This is a genomic window from Paenibacillus sp. OK076 (assembly GCF_900110055.1).
Taxonomy (GTDB): Bacteria; Bacillota; Bacilli; order Paenibacillales; family Paenibacillaceae; genus Paenibacillus.
In genome coordinates, this window is the sequence record NZ_FOCH01000001.1 from 1,967,427 (window position 1) to 1,979,862 (window position 12,436).

Here is a 12,436-nt window from a genome sequence, read left to right on the forward strand (position 1 = left end):
GTATTATTCTATATCCATTGAATTAAACATTTACACGAGAACGGAGAGGAAGCCACAGAGCAAAAACTTTAGATATATTGAAAACGCTGACATTTCACCAGAATTATCGACGTAAAATTCATAAGATAGACATATGTGTGACAAATTATGTTTGACAGCCTATTTAAAATGTGACATATTTAACTTACGGAAACGTTTCCGATTATATCAAAAATTATGATCTGGGAGATGAAACAAATGAAAGCATTGCGTTGGCATGGAGTAAAAGATTTGCGTCTCGAAAATATTGATGAACCCCGCCCTGAACAGGGGAAGGTTAAAATAAAAGTGGAGTGGTGTGGGATCTGTGGCAGTGACTTGCACGAGTATACTGCTGGCCCAATCTTCATTCCGGCTCAAGCGCCGCATCCGCTAACAGGGGAACAAGCACCTGTTGTGATGGGGCATGAATTTTCAGGACAAGTCGTTGAAGTAGGAGAAGGTGTGACACGTTTTCAGGCAGGTGACCGCGTAGTGGTCGAACCGATTTATGCATGTGGTCATTGTGAAGCCTGTAAACAGGGGAAATACAATTTGTGCGATCAGATGGGTTTCTTGGGCCTGGCTGGTGGAGGAGGAGGTTTCTCAGAGTATGTAACAGCTGAGGAATATATGGTGCACGCCATTCCTGATTCCATCTCGTACGAGCAAGGAGCGTTGGTGGAGCCTTCCGCAGTAGCTCTTCATGCGGTTCGTCAAAGCAAGCTGAAAGTCGGCGACACTGCCGCTGTTTTTGGTGCGGGTCCTATCGGGTTGCTGGTTATTGAAGCGTTGAAAGCTTCTGGCGCATCGGATATTTATGTCGTGGAATTATCCAAGGAACGTAAAGCCAAAGCGGAAGAACTTGGTGCCATTGTTATTGACCCTACACAATACAATGTGGTGGACGAAATTCATGCACGTACGCAAGGCGGCGTAAATGTAGCTTATGAAGTAACGGGTGTACCGCGCGTACTGCAACAAGCGATTGATTCAACGCGTATTGGCGGTGAATTGATGATCGTCAGCATTTTTGAACAGGAAGCACCGATTGTGCCAAACTCCATTGTCATGAAGGAACGTACGGTCAATGGCATTATCGGTTACCGTGACGTATTCCCGGCTGTGATTAGCCTGATGGCTAAAGGTTTCTTCCCAGCTGACAAGCTGGTAACCAAACGAATCAGCCTGGACGAAGTGGTGGAGCATGGATTTGAAGCACTGCTGAAAGAGAAAAACCAGGTTAAAATTCTGGTAAAAGCAGAGTAAATTTACCAAGCCATACAACAAGACAATTTAATAGGGTGGAAGTCAACGAATGGCAACAGTCACCCAGTTGAAGTTCAACTTGAGCTGTTGCGTAAGTGGTAGGCGCCACAACGAATGAATGACAAATAGACAACGCATCTTCGGATGCGATTGTCTATTTTTTTTGCACAGAGCGGGCGGAATTTGTTGCAAGTACATTCCATTTTACATAATATAAAAAGATACAATTTGTATCATTTTGATATAAAGGTGTTATCTCATAAAAAATGAAGGAGGAAGCGGACATGCAGAGGAATACGAAGTGGGCAGCCGTGATTTTGACGATTGTTGCAGGCATGGGCTGGCTGCTTATGGGGAATTCGAAACCCAAAAACAATGTTTCAACCGATCAGCAGCCGACTGCCGAACGGGCACTTGCCAAGGTGTCTAGCACGCCTATCACATCAGCCGATGTGACGTCCAAGATCGAGTTGCTTGGAAAACCTTTTAAGAAAGCACCGTATGCCAATAATGTCTGGGACTTGCAGCTGTACAGAGGGAAAATATATATGGGTCATGGGAACAGCAGTAATTTGGGTGTTTCACCTAATGCGGGTCCTATTCCAGTCATTTATTACGATACAGCCCATCCCAAATTTATAACCCAGTCCGTCACCAGTAGTAATCCGAGCATCGTTCCTTCGACCAAATTGTACGTGGATGAGGAACAGATTGACATTTATAAAGTGCTGAACGACAAATTATATATTCCCGGAAATGATTCGGATGGTGAGCAGTGGGATATGGGAAACTTCTACCGGTTAGATGGAGATGTATGGACAAAGTATCGCAATCTGCCGCTAGGTGTACACGTATATGATTTGGCGTTCTATCAGGGCAAACTGTTCGCAGCGCTGGGCACCGAGCAGAAACCTACTGTATTAATCTCTCATGATCAAGGCGAAACATGGCAAAAATTCGCGACCATCAACACGTTTGGCTTCAGGGCATATACGTTATTTGAAATCAAGGGCAAATTATATGCATCAGGCATGATGTATCCTGCCAATAAAATTTGGGGTGATAAAACCAATATATTAGAGATTAATGAGAAGTTTGAAAAGAAAGATGTCGTCATCTATGGTAGCAAAATGCTCCCAGGCTTATCCTACCAAACCGGCACAGTGCCGTATAATAAAATAGGGAAAAACATTAATTTCAACAATAAGCTGCTTTATATTGCCGGAGGGGTATTCAATGATGGGCAGCTATTACCCAAATCCTTGAATGTCATGACCGACATTAATCAGGCAGTACGCGTCATTTTGCCAGATACTCAAGCTCTTCCTACGGATCTACTGCTTCGGGACGGGAAAGTCTATGTGCTTACCTACACACGCAAAAGTGCGAATCTCTATATAAACCGGGTGTATCAATCGACAGATCTGAACACATGGAATGAAATTCTCCGTTTTAACCAAGACACGTACGCCAGGTCTTTTGAAGAACACGAAGGTGATTTCTACTTTGGGCTGGGCACAGACCCGGATGTTCTATCCACTTCATCAGGCAAACTGCTCAGAGTTAATCGCAATGATATTCCTGTTAATTCTAATTAATTTGAAGGAAGATTATGGATTATATACTATGCTTCATCCACATTTTTGGTTACAGAGAGGGCGGTTTTGGGTTAAAAGTAGGGCAGGCTGAAATCGTAGAACTTCTTAGAAGAAGCTACATTGAACTTGCTCTATTTTTTTGTGCAAGAAAGTTTACATGTTTTCTTCCAATCTGATCGTAAAGGAGCAATACACAATGAATGTACCGTCAGCTTTGTTTAAACCATTCACCTCGGACAAGCTTGACCTGTCCAACCGGATCGTCATGGCGCCTATGACTCGTGGATTTTCACCCGAAGGAGTACCCGGACCAGAGGTCGTGGAATACTATCGTCGCAGAGCAGCCGGAGGTGTAGGGCTGATCATTACGGAAGGAACGGGCATTAACCACCCCTCATCCATTAGTGGCGCAAGCATTCCGTTGTTCCATGGCGAAGAATCACTGCAGGGTTGGGCGAATGTAGTCAAGGCTGTCCATGAGGCAGGTGGCAAAATCATGCCACAATTATGGCATGTAGGTACAGCCCGCCGTTCAGGTGATTTGCCCAATGCAGAAGCTGAGCCGGTAGGCCCATCGGGAATAAGCATGGCAGGTGAACCTGAGAGAGAATCTTTGTCAGAGGACGAGATCAAGGGTATTATCCAGGCGTATGCCCAAGCTGCAGCTGATGCGCAGCGTATCGGTTTCGATGGTATTGAGCTTCACGGGGCTCATGGCTACCTGATTGATCAATTTTTCTGGGAGCAGACCAATCGTCGTACGGATAAATACGGTGGCGATCTGACACAGCGCACGCGTTTTGCAGTTGAAGTTATTGAAGCATGCCGTGCTGCAGTAGGTCCTGACTTCCCGATTGTACTTCGTTTCTCCCAATGGAAAATGGGGAACTATGACGCACGTCTGGTGGAAACGCCAGAACAACTGGAGCAATTCCTTGCACCCCTCACGGCGGCAGGTGTAGATATTTTCCACTGCTCGACTCGTCGATTCTGGCTGCCGGAATTTGATGGCTCAGAGCTGAATCTTGCAGGCTGGACACAGAAAATAAGTGGCAAACCGGCGATCTCCGTTGGATCAGTAGGGCTTGAAGCGGAATTCGTGGACAGAGCGAACGAAAACCAGGGAACGGGTGACGCTCATCTGGATCAGTTGAACGCGAAAATGGAGAATAATGAATTTGACTTGATCGCGTTGGGGCGTGTACTTCTGAGTGATCCGGAATGGCCAAACAAAGTTCGCGAAGGCAGCCAGTCCGAAATCGTCCCTTTTACAACAGAAGTGTTGAAAACACTCTATTAAAAGAATAATCTTTAAGGCTTGGAAAGAACAAATGCCAACAGCAACGAAAACCAACGACTACAACAACGAAAATAAAACATATTGCCGCCGAAAGGCGGCTTTTTCACCTCACTATAATAACAATTTCAACATATGAAAAATTCACAATAGAAAACCATTTTTTGCACCGCTGACACCTTATCTCATCCCCTCCAATCACACACGCCCAAGGAATAACACCATGAGATACCACACTTTAACCCCACAAGGGGAAAATTTTTTTGCGTCATTCAGGCTGCATCTTAAGAATTTGTACTTGGGCTGTCTCCATTTTGAAAATGAACCACCTTATGATAAGGTTATGCCTGAACCACACTCAGCCTGAATGACAACAACTCTTAAGGAGGATGACCATCCTTGTATTACCATAATCGCAAGTTAAAAAACAAACACATAAACATGCTTCAAATGTTGTTCCTGCTATTCGGAATAGTCCTGCTCTTATCCGCATGTGGGCAGTCACAGAAGCCTTCCTCGTCAGACCAAAATAACAATAATGCCGGAACGGAGACGAATGCGAATTCAAACGCAGGTGCAGAAGATCAGAATGGTCAGGATGATCAACAGAATACAGTGCCTACGCAGGAAGAGAAAGATCCGGTACAAGAGCAGCTCGACCAATTGTCTTTGGATGAGAAGATCGGACAAATGATTCTGGCGGGTGTTCAGGGAACCACTTTGGATGCTCAAGCGAAACAGATGATCACGGATCAGAAGGTGGGAGGGATTATTTTCTATGCCAATAATGTCTCAACCGTGCCAGGAACAGCAAACTTCGTACAATCCATCAAGGATGCCAATCGTTCCAATCCGGTTCCAATTTTCATGAGTGTGGATCAGGAGGGTGGCAAAGTTAGTCGTATGCCGGAAACGGTTGAGACTATACCCTCCAATGGGAAAGTGGGCAAGACGAAGGATGCTGATTTGGCTGAAACGATGGGCAAATTGTTAGCAAGACAAATTCAACTGGTAGGTTTTAACGTCGATTTTGCTCCAGTGCTGGATGTAAACAGTAATCCGAATAACCCGGTGATAGGGGATCGTTCATTTGGAAGTTCAGCCAGTCTGGTCTCCCAAATGGGTATAGCCGAAATGAAAGGGCTGCGCAGCGAAGGGATTATTCCGGTGGTGAAGCATTTTCCCGGTCACGGAGACACGTCAGTGGACTCCCACTTGGATCTGCCTGTCGTGAACAAAACGGAACAGCAACTTGCCCAGCTGGAGTGGATTCCGTTTGAGGCAGCGGTGAAGGAACAGGTGGAGGCGGTTATGGTAGCCCATATTCTGTTTCCGAAGCTGGATCCCGACCATCCGGCCTCCTTGTCGGACGTCATTATTGGTCAGCAGTTGCGTGGCAAATTCAAGTATGACGGTGTGGTCATCACTGATGATCTGAGCATGGGCGCGATCGCGAAAAATTATAAGCTGAACGATGCTGCCGTGGCGACGGTTCAGGCAGGGAGCGATATTCTGCTGGTAGCTCACAGTTATGAGAGTGCCAAGACTATTTTTGATACGCTGAAGAGTGCGGTGAAGTCAGGAAAAATTTCAGAATCTCGAATTAATGAAAGTGTATATCGAATTCTGGCTTTGAAACAGAAGTATAACTTGTCCGATGAGCAGCAGCCATCTGGAGATTTGAAGCAGCTGAACGCTGACATTGTGGATTGGCGCAAGAAGGTCGATGCCCGATAGTACCCACCTGTGTTATGATTTTGGAAAGAGAATTGCATATTCCATTATGACAGGTTAGAGGTGAGACCTTTTTATGTATACGATAATGATTATTGAAGATGATCCGAAGATTGCGGGTTTACTTCAATCCCATATCGAGAGATATGGTGACAGGGCCGTTGCGGTTGAGGATTTTGAGCAGGTCGTCCAGCAGTTTGAACAGATTAAGCCGCATGTCGTGCTGCTGGATATCAACTTGCCGAGTTACGATGGGTTCTATTGGTGTCGCCAAATTCGCTCCATCTCCACTTGTCCGATTATTTTCATCTCGGCCCGTAGTGGCAAGATGGATCAGGTCATGGCGCTGGAGAATGGTGCGGACGATTATATTACGAAGCCGTTTGAGCATGAGATTGTCATGGCCAAAATTCGAAGTCAGCTGCGCCGGGTGTATGGCGATTACGCTGCGCGTCATGAAGAGCGAAAGGTGGAGCTGGATGGATTAACTGTTTATCTGGAAAGATTGGAGATGGAGCTCGGTGACCGCAAGATACAGCTGACCAAGAAAGAAACCATTTTGCTGGAGACGTTGCTGCGTCGGAGTCCCAAACTGGTTAGCCGTGAAACCATCTTGGAAAAGCTGTGGGATGATTCCTTTGTGGATGATAATACACTTAGCGTGAATGTGACCCGAGTTCGTAAACGGTTGACTGAGCTGGGAATTACAGATGCGCTGGAGACGGTACGAGGTTCGGGTTATCGACTCAACAGTAATTGGAAGGCATCGTCACCCTCATGAAGTTGTTTATCAAAGAACATATTGTACTGACTTGTTGGGTAATCGTTATGCTGTTCACCGTGGTTGCGGTCTTCTGGTACGACGGCTATGACCACTGGTTAACGGCCGCGTATGCGGTATCTCTGGGGTTAGTCCTATATGCAGCCTATCTCATTTATCGGTATCTGTCCCATCGCATGTTTTATTCCCGGATGTCCCATCGAATGAATGATCTGAAAGAATTTGTTCCACTGAATGAGCCCGCGCCCTTGCCGCAGGCATTGTCAGAACTGCTGGACTCACAGTACGGTCATTATCATGCGCATCTGCATCGTCTGGAACAGCGTCAACAGGAATACCTGACTTTTATGAATCAATGGGTTCATCAGATGAAGACACCGTTGTCCGTCATTGAACTGACGGTTGAGGATCAGGAGGATGAGGACGCCCGTTTCATCAGCATTCGAGAGGAAGCAGACCAGATGAGACGAGGGCTGGAAACCGTGCTATACATGGCGCGGCTGGAGACATTTGAACAGGATTTCAGTGTGGAACCGATATCCCTCAAGGCCGCCGGAGAAGAAGCCATCCATGAGCTGAAACGGTTCTTCATTCGCAATCACGTATATCCCGAGATGAAAATTGATTCTGCGTTAATGGTCCAGTCGGATGCGAAGTGGATTCGGTTTGTCCTCGTACAGCTGTTATCCAATGCCATCAAGTACTCTTCCGGGGGAAAAGCGCAAAAGGTAACCATTCAGGCTTACGAATCCAGACGATCCATCATTCTTGAAGTGAAGGATCAGGGAGTGGGTATTCCCAAGTCGGATCTTAACCGAGTGTACCAGCCTTTTTTCACCGGAGAGAATGGGCGACATTTTAAAGAATCCACGGGGATGGGACTGTATATTGTGAAGGATGTCCTGACACGAATGAATCATCAGATTGACCTTACATCCGTTCAGGGAGAAGGGACAACGGTAACCATTACATTTGAAACCTAAATATAAAGCGCATAATGCGGAATGAAATGAGAAGACGTCTGGTGCCCTGATAGGGATCGGCGTCTTTCTCGTTTTCTACATATGAGAGGATGATTGTCGGATAGTGAGACTGTATAACCTTACAATAATGTCATGAAGATGAAAGGTTAATCCATAGGAGAATGGTCGAAACTTCGATAGACTGAAGTCAGAAAGTAGAGAACGACCTCGAATGGCGAAGAAGTTCAGTTCAACTTCGTATAATTCAAATCCGAAATCTAAAAGGAGCCATTAACCTATGGAGATATGTTCAGTGAAACAGATTAGCAAAATTTATAAAGGGATCGTGTCATACGAAGCCTTGTCAGGAATTGATCTCAGTATTCAGGAGGGTGAATTCGTCGGCATCATGGGTCCATCAGGCAGCGGCAAAACAACATTGCTAAACATGATTTCAACCATTGACCACCCGACTTCAGGGGAATTGCAGATTGCAGGAAAGAACCCGTTTGAACTGGATCACGATGAACTGGCTCTGTTCAGACGCCGAGAGCTGGGATTCGTATTTCAGTCGTTTAACCTGCTCAACACACTCACGGTAAAAGAAAATATTGTCCTGCCGCTTACGCTCGACGGAGTATCGGTTGAGGAGATGAATGAACGTGTTGATCGACTCGCAGAGAAGCTGGGCATCGCCTCTCTGCTGAACAAACGCACGTATGAAATTTCCGGAGGTCAGGCCCAGCGGACAGCAATCGCACGAGCCCTGATCCATTCTCCCAAGCTGGTGCTGGCTGATGAGCCTACAGGAAATCTCGATTCGAAGGCAGCGCGTGATGTAATGGAGATGCTGGAGCGTCGCAACCAGGAAGATCGGGCCACTATGCTGCTGGTCACGCATGACGCTGTTGCGGCAAGTTATTGCAGCCGGGTTGTATTTATTAAGGATGGACGACTGTACAACGAAATTCACTATGGAGATAACCGATCAACGTTTTATCAGCGAATCATCAACGTATTATCCCTGATGGGAGGCTCAGGACATGAATTTTCGCCAGTTCGCCATTAATAATGTTGTTCGGAACAAACGAATTTATCTGGCTCATTTCCTGAGCAGTACGTTTTCCGTCATGATCTTTTTTACGTATGCGCTGCTTTTGTTTCACCCGGATCTGAAGGATGGACTGAAGGGTTCAAGTGGGACAGTGACCATGCTTGCGAATCAGGGATTTTTGATTGCTGAAATCGTTATTTTCATCTTTTCGTTTCTGTTTCTACTCTATTCCGTAGGTTCATTTCTCAAGACGCGCAAAAAAGAATTCGGCATATTTCAAATCATTGGCATGACACGTAAACAGATGAACCGACTGTTATTCATGGAGAACTTGTGCATTGGACTCGCTGCCATTGTGGCAGGCGTTGGATTAGGAATGATCTTTGCCAAGCTGATCCTGTTGATCTGCGGTTCGATGCTGGCTGTGGAGGAAAGTCTTCGATTCTATTTTCCATTAAAAGCAATCGCACTTACTGTCGGAGCATTTCTGCTGCTGTTTGTTGTGATTGCGCTGAGCTCGTCTCTGCTAATGCGAAAAGGGTCATTGATTGACCTTGTAAAATCAGAGGAAAAACCAAAACCCGAGCCAAAGGCCTCTCGTCTTTTAGCACTTCTCTCCGTCATACTCATTGGGGGTGGATATGCAGGTGTATTTGCCTTTGTATGGATCACATACTCCTTCCCTTTGCTGTTTGGCAGTGTGGTTTTGGTTATTGCAGGCACGTATCTGTTATTCACCCAACTTAGTGTGTATGCCATTCGGGCGCTTAAAAGCAATAAGCGTTTGTTTTTCCGCAAAACGAATTTGCTGTTTCTGTCCGAACTTACCTATCGAATGAAAGATAATGCCGTCATGTTTTTTATGGTAAGTGTGATCTCGGCTTCTGCCTTTACAGGCATTGGCACGATGCTGGCGATCGGCGATCCGGGATTGTCATCGATGTCAAATCCATATGCGTTTACCTACCAAAATTCATGGGATACACCTGGCGCAGAACGGCACATCAGGAAGATCGAGGAGACATTGATCGATAATGAGGTTCCGTACCAGAAAGGTAGTTATACTCCGCTGTTTGATGACGAGGGGAACTATATCATCAAACTAAGTGAATATAATCATCTTGCCAAGGCGCTCGGTTACCAAGAGCGAACTCTCGAGAATGTGAACGATTCCTTTATGACTCCAGGCAATCTTACGAGTCGCAAGACATTACGAGCAGAAGCCGGGCAGGGTTCAACTGAGAAAAATATCAGTATGTGGGAAGTTCAGGAAAAGGTCAGATTAACAACACCTGCAACCGATATCGTCATCCCTGTTGAATTCAAAAGGGAAGTTTATGTGGTATCCAATGAGCTGTACGACAAGATGAATAGGGAATTTAATATTCAAATCGAGGCTGATGAAAATTATTATCCCGATAGAAAGACGCAATTTGTTGTGACAGATTGGATGGGGACGCGGAAGTTTGCGCCGGATCTGATTGAATCCATTCAAAATGACTCAAGTAATCGGGGCTACTTCGAGATCAGCGCTCTCGTGCTGGATTGGCTTAATTCCAAACAAACCAATGGCATTATCCTTATTCTGAGTGGATTGATTGGCATCGTCTTTTTTACCTTTGCTGCAAGCTTTACCTACTTCCGGTTATATGCAGATCTGGAACGGGATGAAGAGCAGTACCGCATGATTGGTAAGATGGGACTGAGTCGGCCGGAGCTTCGCAACATCGTAACCAGACAGCTGCTGTTAATGTTTTTCTTGCCAATCGTCCTGGCCATTATCCACAGCTCCGTGGCCTTTGTTGCATTACAGCAGTTAGTAGATTTCTCCGTCATGGGTTATACTTTGCGCATTTTCCTGGTATTTGCTTCCATGCAGATTCTGTTCTTCCTGCTGGTACGCTGGCGTTATCTTCGCAATATGTATGCCAAACTGATCTAACATAATTTTAATAGAACAGGCATCGGACCTTAGGTTCGGTGTCTGTTGACTTTTTCCTCGAAAGCAAAGTACTATTTCAATAGATACAGTATGTATCATTTCGATGTAGCTTGACTCTTGAAATGAATAAAACCATCAACACTATTGAGTTTCCTAGCCTTTCTAACTGAGAAGGAGGATTACAATTGAGCTTAACGATGTCCCGTGGACAAGCTTATCTGGAGCGGTTGAACGACGAACGGAATGTATGGCTGGATGGAGAACGTATTCGAGTAACAGAGCATTCTGCCTTCCGGGGAACCTTGCAAACGATTGAAGATCTGTTCAATCTGGTGGATGATGCGGACACGAGAGAGACAGTGGCTTATTGGGATGAGCAGACGAATGGATATGTACACCAGGCTTTTCGAGTACCCCGTAGTGCTCAGGAGATCAGCAGCAGGGCGGCAGCCTTTCGATTGTGGTCTGATCGCACCTATGGTGTAATGAGCCGTCTCTCGGATTACGCCCGGTCCCGCCTGACCGGATGGTATGCCACACGGGATGCAATGGCTGTATATGACCCGGCATATGGTGGTAAAATCGCTGCCTATTATGAGGAGGCAAAACGGAAGGATGCCTTCCTGACCATAGTCCAGCGTGACCCGCAGATTAACCGCGCTCTGCCCGTTGGGGAAGATGAAGATGCAATGCTGCGAATCATTCGTACCAATACGGAGGGCGTTGTCCTTCGTGGGGCCAAGATGGTGGCGACTGCTGCTCCATATGCGGACGATATCATTGCATATCCGATTCAGCGCATTCCCGGACATCGCCCGGAATTGGCGCATATGGTTATTGTGGCAGCAGGAAGTCCAGGATTACATATGGTATGTAGAGAATCTTTTGCAACTTTAGAGTCAGATACTGCTCATCCGCTCAGTAGTCAGTATGATGAGATGGATGCTGTATTATTTTTTGACGATGTGTTTGTACCTTGGGAGCGTGTACTGCTGCACAACAATCCGGAAGCGGTATGGCAGATTCGCTGCAACGTGGCATCCTCCAGTCTGGCTTACCATCAGAGCATTATTCGGCTGCATTCAAAGCTGGAATTCATTACAGCCATCACGTCTTCCGTTGCCAAGGAGATTGGAGTGGATTCCTTCCTGAATGTACAGGAACAGCTCGGGGAGATGATCAGCCAGATGCATACGATTGAAGGACTCATCATCGCATCCGAGGCTCAGGCTGCACCGGATATTCATGGAAACTGGCTGCCATCATTCAAATATATCGAAACAGCCCGTAATCTGGGGAACCGTTATTACCCGCGTGCTGTTGAGATTTTGAAGACGATTGCCGCAGGTGGCCTTATTCAGATCCCTTCCGGGAAGCAGGAGCTCGAAGGAAGTATCAGCCCCATGATGAACAAGTATCTTGGAGGCGTAACGATGCAGGCACCAGAAAAGATTCGGTTATTCCAGCTCGCCTGGGAGCTGACAGGAAGTCCGCTGGGAGCCAGACATGATCTGTATGAACGTTTCTATGCCGGTGACCCGGTGCGCAATCGGGCGAGTCAGTATGTGCAATATGATAAGGACCGATTATATGCCCGGGTTGAACCCTGGTTACGTAGCCAGTGATGAATGGTACTGAAACTTTACTTATTTTAGCTTTATATTTGAAGCTCTGGCCTGATGCCCGGGCTTTTTATTTAGGTTATCTTTAGAAATGGTTTAGATTGATTTAAGAGACGTAGTATATAGTAGTAACGTATAGACATATGAACAATAACAAAT

Annotated in this window: 9 protein-coding genes; all 9 read left to right on the top strand. The window is 46.0% G+C overall.

Going from position 1 to position 12,436, the window contains the following annotated elements; translation table 11 throughout:
- The first annotated feature begins 237 nt into the window (after positions 1-237).
- The 9 genes from BMY78_RS09000 (at position 238) to BMY78_RS09040 (ending at position 12,280) form a co-directional block, all read left to right on the top strand.
- Complete coding sequence (locus BMY78_RS09000) at positions 238-1,287, top strand: 2,3-butanediol dehydrogenase (protein ID WP_090896944.1); 1,050 nt, start codon at positions 238-240, stop codon at positions 1,285-1,287.
- A gap of 284 nt (positions 1,288-1,571) precedes the next feature.
- Positions 1,572-2,885: a hypothetical protein gene (locus BMY78_RS09005; protein WP_090896947.1), complete on the top strand. Its 1,314-nt coding sequence runs from the start codon at positions 1,572-1,574 to the stop codon at positions 2,883-2,885.
- 196 nt (positions 2,886-3,081) lie between these two features.
- Positions 3,082-4,185, top strand: coding sequence for an NADH:flavin oxidoreductase (locus BMY78_RS09010; protein ID WP_090896951.1), 1,104 nt, complete (start codon positions 3,082-3,084; stop codon positions 4,183-4,185).
- Positions 4,186-4,581: 396 nt separating this feature from the next.
- A complete protein-coding gene (gene nagZ, locus BMY78_RS09015; protein WP_256222021.1) occupies positions 4,582-5,919 on the top strand; it encodes a beta-N-acetylhexosaminidase in 1,338 nt (445 codons plus the stop codon).
- A 73-nt stretch (positions 5,920-5,992) separates the two neighbouring features.
- Positions 5,993-6,697, top strand: a complete 705-nt coding sequence (locus BMY78_RS09020) for a response regulator transcription factor (RefSeq protein WP_053782085.1) — start codon at positions 5,993-5,995, stop codon at positions 6,695-6,697.
- The gene (locus BMY78_RS09025) at positions 6,694-7,680 is read left to right on the top strand and encodes a sensor histidine kinase (RefSeq protein WP_090896955.1); all 987 of its coding nucleotides are present in this window, start codon (positions 6,694-6,696) and stop codon (positions 7,678-7,680) included. The genes BMY78_RS09020 and BMY78_RS09025 overlap by 4 nt, the downstream gene beginning before the upstream one ends.
- Before the next feature lie 277 nt (positions 7,681-7,957).
- A complete protein-coding gene (locus tag BMY78_RS09030; protein ID WP_090896962.1) occupies positions 7,958-8,728 on the top strand; it encodes an ABC transporter ATP-binding protein in 771 nt (256 codons plus the stop codon).
- Positions 8,703-10,655 carry an ABC transporter permease gene (locus BMY78_RS09035; RefSeq protein ID WP_090896965.1) on the top strand — a complete coding sequence of 651 codons (1,953 nt, stop codon included), beginning with the start codon at positions 8,703-8,705 and terminating at the stop codon, positions 10,653-10,655. The genes BMY78_RS09030 and BMY78_RS09035 overlap by 26 nt, the downstream gene beginning before the upstream one ends.
- Positions 10,656-10,852: 197 nt before the next feature.
- Positions 10,853-12,280, top strand: a complete 1,428-nt coding sequence (locus BMY78_RS09040) for a 4-hydroxyphenylacetate 3-hydroxylase family protein (protein WP_090902217.1) — start codon at positions 10,853-10,855, stop codon at positions 12,278-12,280.
- Positions 12,281-12,436: the final 156 nt, after the last annotated feature.